General features: G+C 69.8%; 13 protein-coding genes. 5 read left to right on the top strand and 8 right to left on the bottom strand.

Translation table 11 applies throughout. The features are described 5' to 3' along the window. Nucleotides 1–193: 193 nt before the first annotated feature. Nucleotides 194–1,306, bottom strand: coding sequence for a sugar ABC transporter substrate-binding protein (locus tag OTB19_RS05420; protein WP_267796849.1), 1,113 nt, complete (start codon nt 1,304–1,306; stop codon nt 194–196). Between the two features lie 117 nt (nt 1,307–1,423). Beyond that, nucleotides 1,424–2,638: an ROK family transcriptional regulator gene (locus OTB19_RS05415; protein ID WP_267796848.1), complete on the bottom strand. Its 1,215-nt coding sequence runs from the start codon at nt 2,636–2,638 to the stop codon at nt 1,424–1,426. A 588-nt stretch (nt 2,639–3,226) separates the two neighbouring features. Between OTB19_RS05415 and mgtA the strand changes: the two genes are divergently transcribed. Both mgtA and OTB19_RS05405 read left to right on the top strand, forming a co-directional pair. Further along, nucleotides 3,227–5,944 carry a magnesium-translocating P-type ATPase gene (gene mgtA, locus OTB19_RS05410; protein WP_267796847.1) on the top strand — a complete coding sequence of 906 codons (2,718 nt, stop codon included), beginning with the start codon at nt 3,227–3,229 and terminating at the stop codon, nt 5,942–5,944. A gap of 81 nt (nt 5,945–6,025) precedes the next feature. Next, nucleotides 6,026–6,748, top strand: a complete 723-nt coding sequence (locus tag OTB19_RS05405) for an MgtC/SapB family protein (protein WP_267796846.1) — start codon at nt 6,026–6,028, stop codon at nt 6,746–6,748. Here the strand turns inward: OTB19_RS05405 and OTB19_RS05400 are convergent. The 5 genes from OTB19_RS05400 to OTB19_RS05380 form a co-directional block, all read right to left on the bottom strand. Continuing rightward, on the bottom strand, nt 6,741–7,670 hold the full coding sequence (locus OTB19_RS05400; protein ID WP_267796845.1) for a carbohydrate ABC transporter permease: 930 nt from the start codon (nt 7,668–7,670) through the stop codon (nt 6,741–6,743). The genes OTB19_RS05405 and OTB19_RS05400 overlap by 8 nt on opposite strands. A 12-nt stretch (nt 7,671–7,682) precedes the next feature. Beyond that, nucleotides 7,683–8,627: a carbohydrate ABC transporter permease gene (locus tag OTB19_RS05395; protein WP_267796843.1), complete on the bottom strand. Its 945-nt coding sequence runs from the start codon at nt 8,625–8,627 to the stop codon at nt 7,683–7,685. Between the two features lie 43 nt (nt 8,628–8,670). After that, nucleotides 8,671–10,122 carry an N-acetylglucosamine/diacetylchitobiose ABC transporter substrate-binding protein gene (ngcE, locus tag OTB19_RS05390; protein ID WP_267796842.1) on the bottom strand — a complete coding sequence of 484 codons (1,452 nt, stop codon included), beginning with the start codon at nt 10,120–10,122 and terminating at the stop codon, nt 8,671–8,673. 339 nt (nt 10,123–10,461) lie between these two features. Next, the gene (gene acnA, locus OTB19_RS05385) at nt 10,462–13,176 is read right to left on the bottom strand and encodes an aconitate hydratase AcnA (RefSeq protein WP_324289515.1); all 2,715 of its coding nucleotides are present in this window, start codon (nt 13,174–13,176) and stop codon (nt 10,462–10,464) included. A 155-nt stretch (nt 13,177–13,331) separates the two neighbouring features. Continuing rightward, nucleotides 13,332–14,333 (bottom strand): LacI family DNA-binding transcriptional regulator, encoded by a 1,002-nt coding sequence (locus tag OTB19_RS05380; RefSeq protein WP_267796839.1) that lies wholly within the window; start codon nt 14,331–14,333, stop codon nt 13,332–13,334. Nucleotides 14,334–14,587: 254 nt separating this feature from the next. On the opposite strand from OTB19_RS05380, the gene OTB19_RS05375 reads away from it, so the two are divergent. The 3 genes from OTB19_RS05375 to OTB19_RS05365 all read left to right on the top strand — a co-directional run bounded on the left by OTB19_RS05375 (nt 14,588) and on the right by OTB19_RS05365 (nt 19,919). After that, entirely contained in the window at nt 14,588–16,483 is a 1,896-nt protein-coding gene (locus tag OTB19_RS05375; RefSeq protein ID WP_267796837.1) for an amidohydrolase, read from the top strand. Between the two features lie 319 nt (nt 16,484–16,802). Beyond that, nucleotides 16,803–18,332, top strand: coding sequence for a helix-turn-helix domain-containing protein (locus OTB19_RS05370; protein ID WP_267796835.1), 1,530 nt, complete (start codon nt 16,803–16,805; stop codon nt 18,330–18,332). Nucleotides 18,333–18,506: 174 nt separating this feature from the next. Then, entirely contained in the window at nt 18,507–19,919 is a 1,413-nt protein-coding gene (locus OTB19_RS05365; protein WP_267796833.1) for a cytochrome P450, read from the top strand. Nucleotides 19,920–19,946: 27 nt separating this feature from the next. Here OTB19_RS05365 and OTB19_RS05360 read toward each other — a convergent pair whose 3' ends face one another. Beyond that, nucleotides 19,947–21,395, bottom strand: a complete 1,449-nt coding sequence (locus OTB19_RS05360; protein ID WP_420716802.1) for an MFS transporter — start codon at nt 21,393–21,395, stop codon at nt 19,947–19,949. Between the last annotated feature and the right edge of the window lie 233 nt (nt 21,396–21,628).

The following is a 21,628-nucleotide window of genomic DNA, read 5'->3' as shown; positions in this document are numbered from 1 at the left end:
CCTGACCGGCGGGGATGTCGTGCAAAAGAGCAGGAACGCGAATGGGGGGTGGGACGGGTGGAGCGTGGGGGTAAAGCGTGGAGCAAACGTTTCTGCCCGGCGCCCCGCGGTGGCGGGGAAGAGAAGGGCGGGGCGCCGGACAGGCGTGGGGGTCGGCTCGCCTCGAAGACTCGAAGAGCGGAGCGACGGGGCCTTACTTCAGGCCGAGGGTGGTGCAGTTGGCCGCGTACTTGTCGGTGCAGATCTCGTCGGCCGTGTAGACGCCGTCCTTGATGACGGTGTCCTTGATGTTGTTCTTGGTGAGCGAGACGACCGGGATCAGCACGGACGGGACGCCCTTGGTGGTCGGGCTGTCGACCTTCTGGTTGATGATTCCGTCGATCTTCTCGCCCTTGGCGAGGGCGACGGCCATCTCGGCCGCGGCGGCGGCCTCCGGAGCGTACGGCTTGTACACGCTCATGAACTGCTCACCGGCGACGATGCGCTGCACACCGGCGAGTTCGGCGTCCTGACCGGTGACCGGGGGCAGGGGGGACAGGCCGGCCGCCTTGAGGGCGGTGATGATGCCGCCGGCCATGCCGTCATTGGCGGAGTAGACGCCGATGACCTTGTCCTTGCCGATCGCGGAGAGCGCGCCCGCCATGTTGGTGTTGGCGTTCTCCGGCTTCCACTCCTTGGTGTCGTACTCCTTGCCGACGTTCACCTTGCCGTCGAGGACGGAGTGCGCGCCCTTCTTGAACAGGGCGGCGTTCGGGTCGGTGACGGAGCCGTTCATCATGACGATCTGGCCGTCCTTGGCCTTGTCGCCCAGCGCCTCCAGGAGCGCCTTGCCCTGGACCTTGCCTACCTCTTCGTTGTCGAAGGAGGTGTAGGCGTCGATCGGGCCCTCGGCGAGGCGGTCGTAGGCCACGACCGGGATGCCGGCGTCCTTGGCCCGCTTGACGGAACCGGCGATGGCCTTGGCGTCCACGGCGTCGATGATCAGGACGTTCACCTTGTTGGTGATCATCGTGTCGACCTGCGAGTTCTGCGTGGTCGCGTCCTGCTTGGCGTTCGCGTAGACGACCTCGGCCTTGCCGCCCGTGAGGTCGGCGACCTTCTTCTCGATCAGCGGCTTGTCGAACTTCTCGTAGCGCGCGGTCTGGTTCTCCGGGAGGAGCAGACCGATCTTTATCGCGTCACCCTTGGCGGCGCCCGAGTCCTTCGGCTTGTCGCCGGCCTCCTTCGCACTGCCACAAGCGGCAAGCGATACGGCCATGGCGCCGGCGGCGACGGCTACGGCGGCTCTACGCATACGAGTGTTCATTACTTGAACCTCCCTGACGAGGCCGCAACACTGCGGCCGAGGTGGATGTGAGTCAACCCCGGCCGCGTTTTGCCGTCAAGGAGTGAATCCTTAACGAGATGACAACGGTGCCATCCGTTATCTAACTGAAGACATGGTGGTGAGTGTCCGCAGACCCACGCCGTTCTCTGCCAAAAGCGTCGAATCGCCCATCTCGCTGAGGACGAGGGCCAGCGCCCCCAGCACCTCCGCACGTCCGCCCAGCGACCCCGTGAGGACCGACAACTGCCGGGCCGCGCTGGGGATCGCGTACCTCCCCACTGATTCACGGATGGGGGCCAGCACCAGTTCACCGGCGTCCGCGAGGGAGCCGCCGAGGACCACCCGGCTCGGGTTCAGGAGGTTGCACAGGCTCGCCACGCCGCTGCCGATGTGCCGGCCGACGTCGGTGATGACCCGACGGCAGCCCGGGTCGCCCTCGCGGGCCAGCTCCACCACCCGCTCCATCGTCAGCTCCGGGCCGTGGGTGCCCTGGAGGAGGGGCAGCACGTACCGGGCCGCGGCGAAGGTCTCCAGGCAACCCCGGTTGCCACAGCGGCAGACCGGGCCCGACTCGTCGAGGGTGATGTGCCCGATCTCGCCGGCCGTGCCGCCGGGGCCCCGGTAGATCTGACCGTTGATCACCAGGCCCGCGCCGACGCCGCTCGCGACCTTGATGTACGCGAGGTCCTTGACCCCGCGTCCGCTCCCCCAGACCAGTTCCCCGAGGGCTCCGAGGTTCGCGTCGTTGTCCACGTACACGGGTACGCCCAGCCGCTGCGAGAGTTCCTGGCGGGGGTTGATGCCCGCCCAGCCCGGCAGGATCGCGGTGGAGCCCAGGGTTCCGGACTCGACGTCGATCGGGCCGGGCACGCCGAGCCCGACCCCGATGACCTTGTCCCGGCTCACCCCGATGCCCTCGACGAGCCGCCCGACCAGCGCCTCCGCCCGGTCGAAGCCCTCCACCCAGGACGCGTCCACGTCCAGGGGCTCGGACTCCTCGGCCAGCACCTGGTGCGCGAGGTTTCCGACGGCCACCCGCAGGTGGGTGTGGCCGAAGTCCACGCCGATCACGATGCCCGCGTCGCCGCTGAGCGAGACGCTGCGCGCCCGCCGGCCACCGGCCGAGGTGTCGGTGACCTCGACGGTCCCGGCCTCCTTGAGCTCGCGGACGATGTTGGAGACCGTGGCCGCCGACAGTCCGGTGGTACGGGCGATCTCCGCCTGGGTCAGCGAACCCGCGAGGCGCACCGCCCGCACGACCCGTTCAAGATTCGCGCGATGCAGCGAGGACTGCGATCCGGGAGTCTGCACGACTCATCCACTCCTGCCCTGTAGCGACGGCGAGCCGTCGCCCCCCGGCCGGCAGTCGCGGCTGTGTGCTCCGAGACCCCGGCGTCTCTCCAACTTGTGAACCTTAAGTCGAGCCTTTGGCCCTCCACACGTCAAGAGGCTGACGCAGCACGAAACAGCCACTACCGGTCATAAGTATGAAAGAACCCCCTCAACATCGTGCTACGGTCGCTGAGGCGCCGATCCTCTGCGGCCTTTCCGGCCGGACCGGGCGCCTCACGTGACGGCGCTACGCAAGGAGGTGTTCGGGATGAGTCCCGATCGAAGTCCTTGCCGCGCCCTCGCCGGCTGATCAGTCCGTCGACTGATCCACTTCCTCTCCGCACGACCGCGGCCCCCGCGCCGTCTCCGTGTGTCCGGCGGACCCTTCGGCCCGCCGCCCCTTTCCCTCCGCACGTCCCGGATCCCCGGATCCCTCGACGGATGTGCGTCATCCATGCCCCTCGGTGTGCCCGCGGCCGCTTCGCGCCGCCCCCCACCGACCTGTGATCACTCCACGTGACCGCGCGGCTTCGCGCTGCCCGGACATCGTGGAGGGAGGTGATTGCCATGACCATGCTCACCCCGCGCACCCCGACGAAGCTCGCACCGCCGGGCCGGGCCCGCCGCGAACGCAAGAGCGCCGAGTTGGAGGCGCGCACCCGTCTCGCCGGCGAACGGCTCGCCGACCTCAGCGCCCGCCCCGGCGGCCAGGTCCTGCGGGACCTGTCCGCCGGCCGCCACGGCCTCACCCACGACGAGGTCTCCCTGCGCCTGGAGCGACACGGCCCCAACGTGGTCGCCCGGGAGCGCGCCCCGCGCTGGTACGCGCAGTTGGCGAAGGCGTACGCCAACCCCTTCATCGCCGTCCTCCTCTTCCTGGCCGGGATCATGTACTGGCAGGACCCGGCCGACCCGGGCGTCGTCATCCTCTCCGTGATGATCGGCATCAGCGGACTGCTGCGGTTCTGGCAGGAGTTCCGTTCCGGCCGGGCCGCCGACGCGCTGAAGAAGCTCGTCACCACCACCTGCGCGGTGCAGCGCCGCGCCGGCGGGGGCTCGGCCCCGACCACCTTCGAGGTGCCCATGGACCAGGTGGTCCCGGGCGACCTGGTCAGGCTGGCCGCCGGCGACCTCATCCCGGCCGACCTGCGGCTCGTCACCTCCAAGGACCTGATGGTCTCCCAGGCCGCCCTGTCCGGCGAGTCGTTGCCGGTGGCCAAGGCCGACACCCGCGCGGACGACCCCGGTCAGACGCTGACGCGCGACCCCGTCGAGGCCGACAACCTGGTCCTGATGGGCACCTCGGTCACCTCCGGCACCGCCACCGGGGTCGTCGTCGCCACCGGCGCCGACACCTGGTTCGGTTCGATGGCCGGCTCCCTCGTCGGCGAACGCCCGCAGACCAACTTCGACACCGGGGTGCGCAAGGTCAGCTTCCTGCTGATCCGCTTCATGCTGGTCATGGTCCCCGTGGTCTTCATGATCAACGGCTTCACCAAGGGCGACTGGGACGAGGCGTTCCTCTTCGGCATCGCCGTCGCGGTGGGCCTGACCCCCGAGATGCTGCCGATGGTCGTCTCCGCCAACCTGGCGCGCGGCGCGGTCGCCATGTCCCGGCGCAAGGTGGTCGTCAAGCGGCTCAACGCGATCCAGAACCTGGGCGCGATGGACGTGCTGTGCACGGACAAGACCGGCACCCTCACCGAGGACCGGATCGTCCTGGACCGCTACCTCGACGTGCACGGCGACGAGGACGGCGAGGTCCTGGAGTACGGCTACCTCAACGCGCACTTCCAGACGGGCCTGAGGAACCTCATGGACCGGGCGGTCATCGACCGCGTCGACGAGGCCGAGGAGGTTGTCGTCGACGCACGGTTCTCGATGGTCGACGAGATCCCCTTCGACTTCGCCAGGCGCCGGATGTCCGTGGTGCTGAACCGCAACGGCATCGTGGGCGGCGCCCGCGCCGAGCACGTCCTGGTCACCAAGGGCGCGGTCGAGGAAGTCCTGTCCCTGTGCACCCACATGACGGACCGCGGCGAGCGGGTCGAGCTGACCGAGGCGCTGCGTGGCCGCGTCACCCGGATCGCCGAGGACAACAACCGTCGGGGCCTGCGCGTCCTGGCCGTCGCCACCCGTACGTTCGTCGGCCCGCGCGACACCTACACGGTCGCCGACGAGCACGGGCTGACCCTGGTCGGCTTCCTCGCCTTCCTCGACCCGCCGAAGGCCGACGCGGCCCGGGCCCTGCGGGCCCTCGCCGACAAGGGCATCGAGGTCAAGGTGGTCACCGGGGACAACGACCTGGTCGCGGCGCGGGTCTGCGCGGACGTCGGCCTCGACGTCGGGCGCGTGGTGCTCGGTACCGAGATCGACACCCTGGACGACGCCGGCCTGCGCGCGACGGCCGCCCGTACGACGGTCTTCGCGAGGGTCAACCCGGTCCAGAAGGCCCGGATCGTACGGGCCCTGCAGGCGGACGGTCACACCGTCGGCTTCCTCGGGGACGGCATCAACGACGCCGCCGCGCTGCGCGACGCCGACGTCGGCATCTCGGTGGACACCGCCGTCGACATCGCGAAGGAGTCGGCGGACATCATCCTGCTGGAGAAGGACCTGACCGTCCTGGAGCAGGGTGTGATCCAGGGCCGGACCACCTTCGGCAACACGATCAAGTACATCAAGATGACCGCGTCCTCGAACTTCGGCAACGTCTTCTCGGTGCTGGTCGCGAGCGCGTTCATCCCGTTCCAGCCGATGCTCGCGATCATGCTGCTGGTACAGAACCTGGTCTACGACATCTCGCAGCTGGCGACCCCGTGGGACCGGATGGACGAGGAGTACCTGCGCAAGCCCCGCAACTGGGACGCCAAGGGCATCGGCCGCTTCATGGTGACCATCGGCCCCGTCAGCTCGATCTTCGACATCTCGATGTTCCTGATCATGTGGCACGTCTTCGGCGCGAACAGCGAGGCCGGGCAGGCGCTCTTCCAGTCCGGCTGGTTCATCGAGGGGCTGCTGTCGCAGACCCTGATCGTCCACATGATCCGCACCCGGAAGATCCCCTTCATCCAGTCCCGCGCCTCGTGGCCGGTGATGGTGATGACCGTCCTCGCGGTGCTGACCGGGCTCTGGCTGCCCTTCTCCCCGCTGGCCGGCTCGCTGGGCTTCGTGGCCCTGCCGGCCGGGTACTTCCCCTGGCTGATCGGCGTACTCCTCGCGTACTGCACGCTCACCCAGGTCGTGAAGACCTGGTACATCCGCCGCTTCGGCACCTGGCTCTGATCGACACGATCAGGGGGTTCGACACGCCCCGGGGATCGACACGACCGCAGGAATCCGCACAACCGAGGGAGGGGAGGGCACATGGCGCTCGACGAATGGGAGATGGCCGGGCACCTGGCCGCCGCGCTCGGATTCGGGGCGGCGATCGGCCTGGAACGTCAGTGGCGGGCCCGGATGGCAGGCCTGCGGACCAACGCCCTCGTGGCGGGCGGGGCGGCGCTGTTCGTGCTGCTCTCGCAGTACGGGTTCATGGGCACCGTCTCCGAGGTGCAGTACGACGGCTCGCGGGTCGCGGCCCAGATCGTGTCGGGGATCGGCTTCCTCGGCGCCGGCGTGATCATGCGCGACGGGCTGAGCGTTCGGGGCTTGAACACGGCCGCCACCCTGTGGTGTTCGGCGGCGGTGGGCTGCCTGGCCGGGACCGGGATGTTCGTCCTGGCCGCCTTCGGCACGGTGGGCGTGGTGGGGGCCAACCTCCTGCTGCGCCCGCTGGGTCGGCGCCTGGACCGGGAGCCGCGCGGTGGGGCGGAGGTGGCCACCGACTTCCACTTCGAGGCCGTGTGCCTGGAGGAGGAAGAGGCCCACATCCGCCGCCGCGTGGTCGACGCCCTGGCCCGGCCCGGCTACCAGCTGCGCTCGATCCGCAGCCAGGACGGCCCGGTGCCGGGTCGGGTGACGGTGTCCGCGCTGCTGACCGCCGAGGGCGAGGGGGGTCGGGCGTTGGAGGACGCGGTCAGCACCCTCTCGCTCGACCCCTCGGTCTCGGCGGCCGGCTGGTCGGTGGTCCCGGACCCCGCTACTTGAGGGTGGCGGAGGTCAGGCCGGCCTGGATCTGCCGCTGGAAGGACAGGTAGACCACCAGCATCGGGATCATCGCGATGGTCACGCCGGCGAACAGCACCGGCAGGTCCGTCTCGTAGCCCATCTGGTACTGGAGTTGGATCAGGCCCTGGGTGAGCATGTAGCGCTCGGGGTCCGATCCGCTCTGGGGCTGCATGAGCACCGAGGGCAGGATGTACTGGTTCCACTGGCCCAGGACATTGAATATCCCGACGCTGATCAGGCCGGGCTTGGCCATCGGCAGCATCACCTGGAAGAAGATCCGCGTGTCGGAGGCCCCGTCGATGACCGCCGCCTCGTGCACCGCCGTGGGCAGCGTGCGGAAGAACGAGTACATGAAGAAGACGGTGAAGGGCATCGAGTAGGCGACGTAGACCATGATCAGGCCCTGGTACGTGTTCAGCATGTCCAGGCGCTTGACCATGAAGAACAGCGGTACCAGCGCCAGGAACACGGGGAACATCGCCCCGGACACGAAGAAGTAGTAGATGATCCGGTTCCCCCGGAAGGGGTAGCGGGCCAGTACGTACGCCGCCATCGAGCCGAGCAGCATGGTCAGCGGAACCGAGAACACCATCACGATCATCGTGTTGGCGAAGTAGTCGCCGATGCCCTTGTCCCAGGCGCGGGAGAAGGCGTCGAGGTGCCAGTTCGAGGGCCAACTGAGTGCCGAGCCGCCGATCTGGGAGTCGGTCTTGAAGGAGCCGAGCATCAGCCAGGCCAGCGGCAGGACGATCAGCACCGCCCAGACGGCCAGGAAGCCGTGCGAGAAGACATTGAGCGCCACGCCCTCGGACGGGGGGCTCCCGCCGTCCTTCTTGACGCGTCGGCCTCCGCCGGACCGCTCGGCCTCGGTCGTGCCGGCGGTCTTGGTCACTGTGGTCATCGTGTCTCCCGCTCAGAACTCGATGCGCTCGCGGCGGGTGGCGCGCAGCGTGATGAGAGAAAGGATCATGGTCAGGATCAGCATGACCACGCCCATGGCGCAGGCGTATCCGCTCTTGCCGAAGTAGAGGAAGTTGCGCATCAGCACCGTGGCCATGACCTCGCTGTGATGGTCGGGTCCGCCGCCGAACTGGCCCGAGGTCATGGTCGACACGAGGACGAACATGTCCATGGCGGCGATGCCCAGGTAGACCGCGGAGGTCTGCACAGAGTCCCACAGCAGGGGCAGGGTGACCTTGAAGAAGGTCTGGGCGCGTCCCGCGCCGTCGAGCAGCGCGGCCTCGTAGATGTCCTTCGGCACGGACTGCATGGCCGCGGAGAAGAGCACCAGGTAGAAGCCGACGCCGTGCCAGACGACCACCATCAGCAGGCACCAGAGCACCAGGTCGGGTTCGTTGAGCCACTCGACGGGGCGGGCCGCGTCGACGATGCCGATCTTGGTGAGGAAGCCGTTGAGGAGGCCGCCCTCGTCGCTTCGGTACACGGCGCCGAAGAGCACCGCGAGGATGGCGAGGGAGAGGACCTGCGGGAAGAAGTAGACCACCTTGTAGAAGGCCGACCCGCGGACGCCCTTGACCCCGCCGGCCCCGCCGCGGCCGCCCGCGTTCAGCATGAAGGCGAAGAACAGGGACAGCAGGATGGTGATCGTCGGGACGAACACCAGGAGCAGCAGGTTGTGCCACAGGGCGCCTCGGAAGACCTCGTCCTTCATCAGGGCCGTGTAGTTCTCGACGCCGACGAACCGGAACGTCGGCGACTGGCCCGACCAGTCGGTGAAGGAGTAGCCGAACGTCTGGATGTACGGCCAGATGACAAAGGTCAGATACAGCGCGAGAGGCAGGACGAGGAAGCCGGTGATGAAACCGAGCCTTCCCCTGCTCTGGGCTACTTGGCTCATGGTGTCCGTCCCTGGAGGTGCCGGGTGACCGGTGGACGCGGTGTCAGCTGCGCTTGTTGTTCTTGGCGTTCGGGGTCTTGGCGGCCTTGTCGACCGCGGCCTGGGCCCGCTTGATCCACTCCTTGGGCTGGATGCGCTTGGCCATCAGCTCGTTGGAGGCGTTCTGGATCTCGGCGTCCATCTCGCTGTACCAGTCGGGGTACAGGTAGTTGAACGTGTTGGTGCCGGCTCCCTTGAGGGCGCCGACGGCCGACTGGGTGCCCGGGCGCAGCTTCACGTTCGGGTCCACGCCGTCCTTGACGACGGTGAGGGAGTTGGCCTGCTGGGCGAAGAGGGTGGACCACTCGCGGGACAGCATCGAGCGGAGGAACTCCAGGCCGCCGGCCTTGTTCGCGGCCTTCTCCGGGACGATGAACGGCTCGCCGGCGCCGGCGCGGATCGCCTCGAAGGGCAGCTTGCTGTCCGCGAGCACCGGGACCGGGAGGAACTTCATGTCGAAGTCCTCGGGGGTCTGCTTGAGCTGCTCGTTCTCCAGCCAGGAGCCGGAGGGGATGAAGGCGGCCTTGTACTGGTTCCAGGCCGTCTGGGACTCCGTGTGGGTGAGGCCGTTGGTGCCCGGCATCAGGAGGCCCTTCTCCACCACCTCGTACACCGCCTCGACCGCGGCGAGGGCGGCCGGGTTGCCCTCGAACGCGTTCGGTTCGAGGTTGTCGATCGCCTTCATGGCGTCCAGGCCGCCCTTCTTGGCGATCAGGTCCATGATGACGACGTTGATGTAGTACGGGAACTTGCCCTGGTGGGCGAGGCCGCCGATGCCGGCCTCCTTGGCCTTGGTGCAGACCGCGAGGAACTCGTCCCAGGTCTTGGGCTCGGTCCAGCCCTTCTCCTTGAAGAGCTTGCCGGAGTACCAGAGGCCGAACACGGTGTAGACGTAGTTGAGGGCGACGAACTTGCCGCCCTGGGTGCCCTGTTCGACGGTGCCGGCGATGAGGAGGTCGCGCACCTTCTTGCTCGGGTCGTCGAGCGAGGGCGAGTCGAGCACCTGGGTGAGGTCGGCGAGCTGACCGCCCTTGGCGAGGACGTCGATCTTGATCTGCTGGGCGCCGGAGTCGTCGACGACGTCCGGCGGGTTGCCGCCGTTGAAGCGCGGCTGGAGCTTGGCGGTGATCTCCTGCGTGCCGAGGTGGGTGCTGGTGGTGCCCCACTTCTTGTCGAAGGCCGCTTCCCAGGCCTTCGCGTAGTCGTCACCGAATCCGCCCTTGAAGACGACGACGTCCATCTTGCTGCCCTTGGCCACGCCGAAGGGGTTCTCCTTGGTGACCGCGCCCTTGGGAGCGCCGCCCTCGGGAGCCTCCTCACCGCCGGAGGCGCAGGCGGACAGGAAGCTCATCGTCGGTACGGCGATCAGGCCGAGTGCCGCGGAGCGCTTGATCAGGTCCCGGCGGCCGAGGCCGTCACCGGTGCTGTTCTCGCCGTGGGCGGAGGTGGATCCCATGCTCAAGTCCTCGCCTTCGTCAGGAGTGTGAAGGAGGAAGGGAAAACGGCAGCCGCAAGCGGTAGCCGTGCATGCGGACATCGCCGCAGGTCCCCGCCGTCCCCCGGTCCGGGGCCGCTCGTTTCGCGGTGGTCCGGACGGGCACAGGTATAGTCCACTTCCGCTCGGGTGAGCAAGATCGTGCACAAGTATCTGCCCCGGCTTTTCCGAGTTGAGACCTCACCGTCACCTGCCTGGCCGATACCCGACCGCCCGGACAAGCGGAAGGGCCGCACCCCCTTGACGGGGGTACGGCCCTATGGTGCCGACTGCCGGCGGATCGCTCCGCCTGGCGCGCTATCAGCCTCGGATGAGGTTCCGGAGCACGTACTGCATGATGCCGCCGTTGCGGTAGTAATCCGCCTCGCCCGGCGTGTCGATGCGGACGACCGCGTCGAACTCCACACCGGTGTCGGTGGTCACCTTGACGGTGCGCGGGGTGGTGCCGTTGTTCAGCTCCTCCACACCGGTGAAGGCGAAGGTCTCCTCGCCGGTGAGGCCCAGCGAGGCGGCCGTGGCACCCTCGGGGAACTGCAGGGGCAGGACGCCCATGCCGATCAGGTTCGAGCGGTGGATGCGCTCGTAGGACTCGGCGATGACGGCCTTGACGCCGAGCAGCGCGGTGCCCTTGGCCGCCCAGTCGCGGGACGAGCCGGAGCCGTACTCCTTGCCCGCCAGGATGACCAGCGGGATGCCGGCGGCCTGGTAGTTCTGCGAGGCGTCGTAGATGAAGGCGACCGGCGCCCCGTCGACGGTGAAGTCGCGGGTGAAGCCGCCCTCGGTGCCCGCGGCGATCTGGTTGCGCAGGCGAATGTTCGCGAACGTGCCGCGGATCATGACCTCGTGGTTGCCTCGGCGGGAACCGTACGAGTTGAAGTCGCGGCGCTCGACGCCGTGCTCCGTGAGGTACTTGCCGGCCGGGGTGTCGGCCTTGATGGCACCGGCCGGGGAGATGTGGTCGGTGGTGACCGAGTCGCCCAGCTTGGCCAGGACGCGGGCGCCGGCGATGTCCGAGACCGGGGTGGTCTCCATCGTCATGCCCTCGAAGTAGGGGGGCTTGCGGACGTAGGTGGACTGGGGGTCCCACTCGAACGTGTTGCCGGTCGGGATCTCCAGCGCCTGCCACTGGGCGTCGCCCGCGAAGACGTCCTGGTAGGACTTGTTGAACATGTCCTCGCCGATGGCGTTCGCCACGACGTCGTTGACCTCGGCCTCCGACGGCCAGATGTCGGCCAGGAAGACCGGCTTGCCGTCGGTGTCGGTGCCCAGCGCGTCCTGGGTGATGTCCACCTTCATGGAGCCCGCGATGGCGTACGCGACGACCAGCGGCGGGGAGGCCAGGTAGTTCATCTTGACGTCGGGGTTGATGCGACCCTCGAAGTTGCGGTTGCCCGAGAGCACCGAGGTGACCGCGAGGTCGGCCTCGTTGATCGCCTTCGAGATCTCCTCGTCCAGGGGACCGGAGTTGCCGATGCAGGTGGTGCAGCCGTACCCGACGAGGTTGAAGCCCATCTTGTCGAGGTACGGGGTCAGGCCGGCCTTGTCGAAGTAGTCGGTGACGACCTTCGAGCCCGGGGCCAGGGTGGTCTTGACCCACGGCTTGCGGGTCAGGCCCTTCTCGGACGCCTTCTTGGCCACGAGCGCCGCGGCGACCATGACGTAGGGGTTCGAGGTGTTGGTGCACGAGGTGATCGCGGCGACCGTGACGGCGCCGTGGTCGATCTCGAAGGAGGTGCCGTCGGCCAGGGTCACCAGGGTGGGCTTGGTGGGCACACCGTTGGAGGACGCCGGGGCGTCGGACGCCGGGAAGGACTCCTTGCCGGCCTCCTCGTCGTCGCTGACGTAGTTGCGCACGTCGACCGCGAACTGCTCGGCGGCGTTCGCGAGGACGATGCGGTCCTGCGGGCGCTTCGGGCCGGCGATGGAGGGGACGACCGTGGAGAGGTCGAGCTCCAGCTTCTCGGAGAAGTCCGGCTCGGCGGCCGGGTCCAGCCACAGGCCCTGGGCCTTGGCGTACGCCTCGACGAGGGCGACCTGCTGGGCGTCACGGCCGGTCAGGCGCAGGTACTTCAGCGTCTCGTCGTCGATCGGGAAGATCGCGGCGGTGGAGCCGAACTCCGGCGACATGTTGCCGATGGTGGCGCGGTTGGCGAGCGAGGTGGCGGCGACGCCCTCACCGTAGAACTCGACGAACTTGCCGACGACGCCGTGCTTGCGCAGCATCTCGGTGATCGTGAGGACCAGGTCGGTGGCGGTGGTGCCGGCCGGCAGCTCGCCGGTCAGCTTGAAGCCGACGACGCGCGGGATCAGCATGGAGACCGGCTGGCCGAGCATCGCGGCCTCGGCCTCGATGCCGCCGACGCCCCAGCCCAGCACGCCCAGGCCGTTGACCATGGTGGTGTGCGAGTCGGTGCCGACGAGGGTGTCGGGGTACGCCTGGCCATTGCGAACCATGACCGTGCGGGCCAGGTGCTCGATGTTGACCTGGTGGACGATGCCGGTGCCCGGGGGGACGACCTTGAAGTCGTCGAAGGCGGTCTGGCCCCAGCGCAGGAACTGGTAGCGCTCCTTGTTGCGGCCGTACTCCAGCTCGACGTTCTGCGCGAAGGCTTCCTTCGTGCCGAACTTGTCGGCGATCACCGAGTGGTCGATGACCATCTCGGCGGGCGAGAGCGGGTTGATCTTCGCCGGGTCGCCGCCGAGGGCCTTGACGGCCTCGCGCATGGTGGCGAGGTCGACGACACACGGCACACCGGTGAAGTCCTGCATGATCACGCGGGCCGGCGTGAACTGGATCTCCTCGCTGGGCTGGGCCTGCGAGTCCCAGTTGCCGAGCGACCGGATGTGGTCGGCGGTGATGTTCGCGCCGTCCTCGGTACGGAGCAGGTTCTCCAGCAGGACCTTCAGGCTGTAGGGAAGACGGGCGGAGCCCTCGACCTTGTCCAGCTTGAAGATCTCGTACGACTCGTCGCCCACCTGCAGCGTGCTGCGGGCGTCGAAGCTGTTCGCCGACACGACAGTCTCCTTCATGCATGAATTCGCGCGTATTACCGCAATCCTGCCGCCACGCCCCTTGGCCAATCCGCTAAGGTAAGGCTAAGTTAGGTAACCCTTACCAGCGGGGGCGGCTGCGGTACGCCTTCGGCAGATATCTCGATGTCGAGATAACTCTAGTACATGTCCGGGGGAAGGGACGAGGCGCGCACCCGCATGCCCGCCGGAACGGTCAGTTGGCCGGGGGATTCCGCATGCCCGGATTCCACCAACGTGACCAGCAAGGACACCGCACATGCGGCGATCCGCTCGGGATTCAGCGTGACGGTGGTCACGGAGAGTTCTTTCTCCCCGTACCCCGGATCCTCGCTCGCGCAGACCAGCAGCAGGTCTCCCGGCGTCCGCAGGCCGTGACGCGCGGCCGCCGCGAGCACCTGTCTGCCGCCCGGGTCGTACACCGTGTAGACCGCGTCCGGCCGCTCGCGCGCCGCGAAGGCGGCGTCGAAGGCGTGGCCCGGCACGTCCTCGGGGTCGAAGGCGACGACCAGCTCGGGGGCACCCCGCTCGGCGCACCAATCGGCGTAGGCCGCGGTGACGGCCCCGGTGTAGAACTCCCGGCCGTACCCGGCGTGCAGGGCGATCCGGCGGGCGCCGGAGGCCGCGAGGTGGTCCAGCACCTCACGGGTGGTGGCGACGTGGTCGTTGTCCACCCACGCGTCCCCGGGCCACGGGTCGGCGGGCCGGCCGTCGAAGACCACCGGCAGCCCGCGCGCCCGCAGGGCCCGGAGCACCGGGTCCCCGGCCGGGCTGTCCAGCAGCAGCATCCCGTCGACGGCGAGGGTGTGCCAGAGGGGATCGCCGCCCCGGGCGGCGGGCAGGGTGGTCAGGGCGTAGCCGCGGGTGTGCGCGGCCGAGGTGGCGGCGGTGAGCAGCCGGGAGAAGTAGGCGACCCCGGCGAAGTCCCAGGGCGAGCCGGCGTACGTGGTGACGGCGATGCCGAGGCTGCGGGTGAGCGGCCCGCGCCGGGTGCCGTAGCCGAGGGCGGCCGCGACCTCGCGGACCCGGCGGCGGGTGCCCTCGCCGAGCCGGCCGGTGCCGCCGAGCGCGTGGGAGACGGTCGCGGTGGAGACCTCCGCGGCGCGCGCGATGTCGGCGAGGGTCGGTCCGGGGCCTGGCACGCGGTCATCGTACGGAGCGGGGCGCGGCGGGTACAGGTACGGGGGCCGGGCACGGGAGTCGTCACGGACGCCAGGCAGGGACGCCGGGTGCGGGCGCCGGGCACGCGGGCTCCGGGCACGCCGGCTCCGGGCACGGATGCCGAGTCCGGGTGCCGGGTACGGGCCTCGGCTGCGGATTCCGTCGTCCGGGGCGGGTTCCGGTTAAGGGGTTAACCATCGAGTCTCCAGGCCACCTACCGACTCTGGGAGTGGCCATGACCTCTTCACCGCTGTCCCGCCGGGGACTCCTCTCCGCCGTGGGGGCCGCCGGCGCCGCGGGCCTGCTCGGGGCCGGCCCGGCCTCGGCCACGGCCGCCGCGCCGACCGGCCGGCGCGGCTCGGCGGCCCTGGTGTTCCACAACGCCCGGGTGTTCACCGGCCTGCCCGGCGGGCGGCCGGTGGAGGCGGTGGCCGTCGGACGGGACGGCCGGATCCTGGCCACCGGCGACGCTTCGGTGGTGCGGCGGCACGCGGGCCGGGACACCGAGGTCGTCGACGCCCGCGGGAACACCGTGATGAGCGGCATCCACGACGGGCACACCCATCCGCTGGGCGCCGGGGAACGGTCCCTGCGGCCCTCGCTGGAGGGCGCCGAGACCACCGTGGCCGAACTCTCCGAGATCCTGCGCGGCTTCCTGGCCGACACCGCCGGCCCGGGCGCGGAGCCCGACGGCTGGCTGGTCGTGGAGGACTGGAACCCGGTCGGACTGCTGCCCGTCGGCACCGCCCCGCACCACTCGCTGCTGGACGCCCTGCCCACCCGCCGGCCGATCGCGCTGGTCGGCGGCGACGGGCACAACCTGTGGGCCAACCAGCGGGCCCTGGACATCGCGGGGATCACGGCGGCCACCCCCGACCCGGTGGGCGGCAGGATCGTCAAGGGGCCCGACGGACAGCCGACGGGCGTGCTCAAGGACGACGCCCAAGTGCTGGTGAAGCGGCACGTGCCGGAACCCTCCCGCGCGGAACTCGTCGCGGCCTGCGCCGAGGTGCTGGGGCTGGCGGCGGCCTCGGGGGTGACGACGATGATGGACGCCCTGGTCGGGCGGCACGAGCTGGAGCTGTACCGGGCCCTGTCCGCGGCGGGGCGGCTGCCGCAGCGCATCGTGCCGGCCATCCGTCTGGAGGTGGGGCACACGAAGGATCCCGCGGCGGCCCTGGCGTACGCGCGCGGGCTGCGCCGGGAGTTCGAGGGCGTGCCGGGCCTGCGGTTCGGGATGGTCAAGGTGTTCCTGGACGGGGTCATCGAGCACCCGGCGCAGACGGCCGCGCTGTTGAAGCCGTACCTGGACGGCAACGGCCGGCCGACGACGAACCGGGGCGAGCTGTACACCTCCGCGGCCGAGTACGGCCGGCTGACCGCGGCCTTCAACTCGGCCGGATGGCAGATGCACGCCCACGGCCTCGGGGACCGGGCGGTGCGCACCGCGTTGGACGGGTACGAGTACGCCCTGCGGGCGACCGGGCGGCGGGACCCGCGGAACGCGATCGCGCACCTCCAGCTCGTCGACCCGGCGGACCTGCGGCGCTTCGCGCGGCTCGGCGTGGCCGCCTGCATGCAGCTCCAGTGGGCCGCGAAGGACACCTGGACGATGGAGGCCCTGTTGCCGTACATCGGGCCGGAGCGGCACCGGTGGATGTACCCGGCGCGCAGCCTGGAGAAGGCGGGGGCCCGTCTGACGGGCGGCTCCGACTGGCCCGTGGACGCGCTCCAGGTGTGGAACCAGCTGCGGACGGCGATCGACAGGCAGGGCGCCCACGGCGCGGGCGAGCTGTACCGGAAGCTGGAGGGCCTCGGGCGGGACACGGTCCTGCGGATGCACACCTCGGGGACGGCGTGGCAACTGCGCCAGGAGGCCCTGACGGGCACGGTCGAAGCGGGCAGGGCGGCGGACCTGGTGCTGCTGGACCGTGACGTGACCCGCTGCCCGGTGGCCGACATCAGCGGAACGGGCGTACGGATGACCCTGGTCGGGGGGCGTGTCGTGCACGACGCGGACTCCTCGGCGGGCCGGGCGGCCGCGGCGCGGGCCTCGCGTGCGCGGACCGCGCCGCGCCCGGCCTCGTACGCGGCGGTGCACGGCGGCCGGCACCACGCCTGCGGGCACTGACGACGCCGGCCCGGGCCCCGATCCCGACCCCTGCCTTCGGCGGGCGCGAGGGGGTCGGGGGTCGGGGGTCGGGTGGCAGGCCGCGCCGGGCCGGCGCAGACCACTCGAAAAGGAACAACTCCCCCATATGGCACAGGGGGAACACACGGCACCCTCGTGCGCGACCGGACGGGGGCGGCCCACACGGCCTCCCGGTCCGACCGTCGGACACCACGCGCACCACGCGCATCCTCACGCAGGGCCGCGATCTGACGGTCGGTAACACCCGTCTGCCGCACCCGACGCGATCACCATCTCATATCTGAGATACCGTGCACCCATGGCAGACGACTACCTCGTACGCATCGGCAAGCTCATCCGTGACGCCCGGCAACATCGTGGCTGGACACAGAGTCAACTTGCCGATGCTCTCGGCACCAGCCAGAGCGCCGTGAATCGGATCGAACGCGGCAATCAAAACATCAGCCTTGAGATGATCGCCCGAATCGGTGAAGCTCTCGACAGCGAGATCGTCTCTCTGGGCTACGCGGGACCGATGCACCTGCGGGTCGTCGGCGGCCGGCGGCTGTCCGGCGCCATCGACGTCAAGACGAGCAAGAACGCGTGTGTCGCGCTGTTGTGCGCCACGCTGCTCAACAAGGGTCGTACCGTGCTGCGGCGCGTGGCCCGCATCGAGGAGGTCTACCGCCTCCTGGAGGTCCTGAACTCCATCGGTGTGCGCACCCGCTGGATCAACGACGGCGTGGACCTGGAGATCGTCCCTCCGGCCCGCCTCGACATGGACGCCATGGACGCGGACGCGGCCCGCCGGACCCGGAGCATCATCATGTTCCTGGGCCCGCTGCTGCACCGGATGGACCACTTCAAGCTGCCCTACGCCGGCGGCTGCGACCTCGGCACCCGCACCATCGAGCCGCACATGATCGCCCTGCGCCGGTTCGGCCTGGACATCACCGCGACCGAGGGCATCTACCACGCGCAGGTCGAGGCCGGAGTCTCCCCCGACCGCCCGATCGTGCTGACCGAGCGCGGGGACACGGTCACCGAGAACGCGTTGCTGGCCGCCGCGCGCCACGACGGCGTCAGCGTCATCCGCAACGCCTCCTCCAACTACATGGTCCAGGACCTGTGCTTCTTCCTGGAGGCGCTCGGCGTCAAGGTCGAGGGCGTCGGCACCACCACCCTCACCGTCCACGGCATCCCGAACATCGACGTGGACGTGGACTACTCCCCCTCCGAGGACCCGGTCGAGGCGATGAGCCTGCTGGCCGCCGCCGTGGTCACGGAGTCGGAGCTGACCATCCGCCGGGTTCCGATCGAGTTCATGGAGATCGAGCTCGCGGTCCTGGAGGAGATGGGCCTGGACCACGACCGCTCCGCTGAGTACACCGCCGACAACGGCCGTACCCGCCTGGTGGACCTGACGGTCCGCCCGTCGAAGCTCGAAGCCCCGATCGACAAGATCCACCCGATGCCGTTCCCCGGGCTGAACATCGACAACGTCCCCTTCTTCGCGGCCATCGCCGCCGTCGCGCAGGGCCAGACCCTGATCCACGACTGGGTGTACGACAACCGGGCGATCTACCTCACCGACCTCAACCGCCTCGGCGGCCGCCTCCAGCTGCTGGACCCGCACCGCGTCCTGGTGGAGGGGCCCACCCGCTGGCGGGCGGCGGAGATGATGTGCCCGCCGGCCCTGCGTCCGGCGGTGGTCGTCCTGCTGGCGATGATGGCCGCCGAGGGCACCTCGGTGCTGCGCAACGTCTACGTCATCAACCGCGGGTACGAGGAACTGGCCGAGCGCCTCAACTCCGTCGGCGCCCAGATCGAGATCTTCCGCGACATCTGACCCGTTCCGTCCGGCGGGCCGGGCGCAAGCGGTCCGGGGCCCCCGTTCCTCCGTCGGTGGAGGAACGGGGGCCCCGCCGCGCCCTGGCCTGATGACGTGCGGGCCCTCGCCGTGACGGCCGGGGCCCGGCAGAATCGGGTGATCGTGAAGTCGTCGAGGGGGCGGGGGCCGACCATGGCTACGGACAGGATCGCGGACACCGGTGCGGACGCGGGTGCGGGAACGGCGCCTCCGGTGCTCTCCGGGCTCCCGCTGGTGGGGTCGCTGCCGGCCCTCAAGGCGGACTCGCTGGGCACCTACCTGCGCGCCCACCGCGAACAGGGCGACGTCGTACGGATCACCGCCGGTCCTCCCGGGCTGCGTGCCGAGCTGTACTGCGTCTTCTCCGCGGAGGGCGCCCAGCAGGTCCTGGCATCGGAATCGGCCAACTTCCGCAAGGACAACTCCTTCTACCAGGAGGTCCGGGAATCCTTCGGCAACGGCCTGCTGACCAGTCAGGACGAGGACTACCTGCGACAGCGCCGGCTGGTCCAGCCGCTGTTCACCCGACGCCGGGTGGACGGCTACGCGCACGCGGTCGCCGCCGAGACCCTCTCGACGCTGACCTCCTGGGAGGAGGCCGCCGACGGGATCGTGGACGTCTGCGACGAGATGACGCACCTGGCCCTGCGCGCGGTGGCCCGGATCCTGTTCGGCGCGGACGTGGACGCCACCGTCGACGTGGTCGACAGGAGCTTCCCGATCATCACGGAGTACGTGCTGCGGCGCGGCTACTCCCCCGCCAACATCCCGCGCGGCTGGCCCACTCCGGGCAACCGGAGGGCCGCCGCCGCGATGGACGAGCTCTACGGGGTCTGCGACCGGATCATCGCGGAGCGCCGGCGCGCGGGCCTGGAGGGGGACGGGAGCGGGGAGGGGGAGGACCTGCTGACCCTGCTCGCCGCGGCGCAGAGTTCGGACGACGGGTCCTTCGACGCCGGCGAACTCCGTGACCAGGTACTGATCTTCCTGCTCGCGGGGCACGAGACCACCGCCACCTCCCTCGCCTTCGCCCTGCACCTGCTGGCCCTCCACCCCGATCTGCAGGCGCGGGCCCGCGAGGAGATCTCCCGCGTGCTCGGCGACCGGATGCCGGAGGCCGCCGACCTGGACCGGCTCCCGTACCTCACCCGGGTGCTCAAGGAGGCCATGCGGCTCTACCCCGCCGCGCCGGTGATCGGCCGCCGGGCCGTCGCCGCCACCGAGGTGGCGGGCCATGCGGTGCCGGCGGGCGCCGACGTGATCCTCGCGCCGTGGGTGACGCACCGGCACCCCGCCTACTGGCCCGACCCGGACCGCTTCGACCCCGAGCGCTTCACCGCGGAGGCGGAGGCCGCCCGGCCGCGCTACGCCTGGTTCCCCTTCGGCGGCGGCCCGCGCGCCTGCATCGGGCAGCACTTCTCGATGCTGGAATCGGTGCTCGCGCTGGCGATGGTCCTGCGGGAGTACCGCTTCGAGGCCGTGGACGAGGAGGTGTCGGTGAGCGCCGGGATCACGCTGCGGACGCGGGGGCCCATGCGCTGCCGGATCCGCAGGGTGGCCGGGTAGCGGGTTCGACCAGGGGCGCGGCGGCGCTCAGACGGCCGTCGGGGTGTGTTTGCCCTGGAGTCGCTCCAGGTCCGAGGGGCGGACCTGGATGACGAAGAGCGCGATCAACGCGGTGAGCAGGGTGAAGGCCGCCGCGGCCACGAACGCCGCGCTCACGCCCGAGGTGAGGACCTGGTCGCTCCAGGGTTTCGGGAACTGCTTCGTCCGGGCGAAGAACGCCTTCTGTTCCGGGGTGGCCGTGCCGAGGAAGGAGCCCACCTGGTCCTTGGCCTCGTTGCGGCTGGCCGTCCCGAAGACCGTGACCAGGATCGACAGGCCCAGCGAACCGCCCACCTGCTGCATGGCGTTCAGCAGTCCGGAGGCGGCGCCCGACTCCCGGTCGGGGACGTTGGAGAGCGCCATCAGCGTCAGGGAGACGAACTGCATGCCCATGCCGGCGCTGAACAGGAGCATCGGGCCCAGGATGCTGCCCAGGTACGTCGAGCCGACGTCGATCTGCGTCAGCCACGCCAGCCCGCCGGCCGCGGACAGCGAGCCGGTGACCATGAACGGCTTCGGCCCGTACTTGGGCAGGAGTTGGGAGGTGACCCCCGCCATCACCGCGATCATCGCGCTGACCGGCAGGAAGGCGAGGCCGGCCCGCAGGGGGCTGAAGCCCAGCACGTTCTGCACGAAGAGCGTCAGGAAGAAGAACATGCCGAAGATCGCGCAGGCGAAGAAGAGCATGATCGCGTAGGTTCCGGCCCGGTTGCGGTCGGCGAACATGTGCAGCGGGGTGATCGGCTGTGGCGAGCGCCGTTCGTTGGCGATGAACAGGGTCAACAGGACGACGGCCGCACCGAAGGAGCCCAGGGTCACCGGATCGGACCAGCCCTCCTGGGACGCGCTGATGAACCCGTAGACCAGCGCGACCATGCCGAAGGTCGACAGCAGGGCGCCGGCCAGGTCGAAGTGGCCGGAGTGGCGTTCGGACTCGCGGATGACCCGGGGCGTCACGACGGCGATGATCAGGGCGATGGGGACGTTGACGAAGAGGACCCAGCGCCAGTTGAGCCATTCGACGAGGATGCCGCCGGCCAGCAGGCCGATGGCGCCGCCGCCGGCCGAGACGCCGGCGAACACGCCGAAGGCCCTGTTGCGTTCGGGGCCTTCGCGGAAGGTGCTGGTGATCAGTGCCAGGGCGGTCGGGGAGGCGATGGCCGCGCCGACGCCCTGGAGGGCGCGGGCGCCCATCAACTGCCCGGCGTTCTGCGCGAATCCGCCCAACAGCGAGGCGAGGCCGAAGAGCAGCACGCCGAACATGAACACGCGTCGGCGTCCGAGGATGTCGCCGGCTCGTCCGCCGAGGAGCAGCAGGCCGCCGAAGGTCAGCGTGTAGGCGTTCACGACCCAGGAGAGGCTCTCGGTGGAGAAACCGAGGGCGGTCTGGATGTGCGGCAGCGCGATGTTCACGATGGTGATGTCGAGAACGACCATGAGCTGACACGAGGCGATCACGAGCAGCGCGAGCGTGTGTCCCCCGCTTCGGAGCCTGCCGTCGGTCCCGGCGCCGCCGGGCTGTTGGTTCGGGTCCACTGTTCGACGCTAAGTGGTCTGCGTCGTAAGTCCTTCGGGGGTTGATCACGCGGCCTTGGCGGCGGAGGATTCTTCTGGGTGATCGGCGGTGTGCTGGTCGAGCCTGGCCAGGAGATCGTCCAGGTCGGAGGTGG

It is taken from the genome of Streptomyces sp. H27-H5, from assembly GCF_026627505.1.
GTDB lineage: Bacteria > Actinomycetota > Actinomycetes > Streptomycetales > Streptomycetaceae > Streptomyces.
This window is presented reverse-complemented; position numbering and strand designations above follow the sequence as displayed.

Coding starts and splice junctions, on each gene's coding strand:
- OTB19_RS05420 (WP_267796849.1), bottom strand. CDS start 1,306: ATGAACACTCGTATGCGTAGAGCCGCCGTAGCCGTCGCCGCCGGCGCC.
- mgtA (WP_267796847.1), top strand. CDS start 3,227: ATGACCATGCTCACCCCGCGCACCCCGACGAAGCTCGCACCGCCGGGC.
- OTB19_RS05405 (WP_267796846.1), top strand. CDS start 6,026: ATGGCGCTCGACGAATGGGAGATGGCCGGGCACCTGGCCGCCGCGCTC.
- OTB19_RS05400 (WP_267796845.1), bottom strand. CDS start 7,670: ATGACCACAGTGACCAAGACCGCCGGCACGACCGAGGCCGAGCGGTCC.
- OTB19_RS05395 (WP_267796843.1), bottom strand. CDS start 8,627: ATGAGCCAAGTAGCCCAGAGCAGGGGAAGGCTCGGTTTCATCACCGGC.
- ngcE (WP_267796842.1), bottom strand. CDS start 10,122: ATGGGATCCACCTCCGCCCACGGCGAGAACAGCACCGGTGACGGCCTC.
- OTB19_RS05375 (WP_267796837.1), top strand. CDS start 14,588: ATGACCTCTTCACCGCTGTCCCGCCGGGGACTCCTCTCCGCCGTGGGG.
- OTB19_RS05370 (WP_267796835.1), top strand. CDS start 16,803: ATGGCAGACGACTACCTCGTACGCATCGGCAAGCTCATCCGTGACGCC.
- OTB19_RS05365 (WP_267796833.1), top strand. CDS start 18,507: ATGGCTACGGACAGGATCGCGGACACCGGTGCGGACGCGGGTGCGGGA.
- OTB19_RS05360 (WP_420716802.1), bottom strand. CDS start 21,395: ATGGTCGTTCTCGACATCACCATCGTGAACATCGCGCTGCCGCACATC.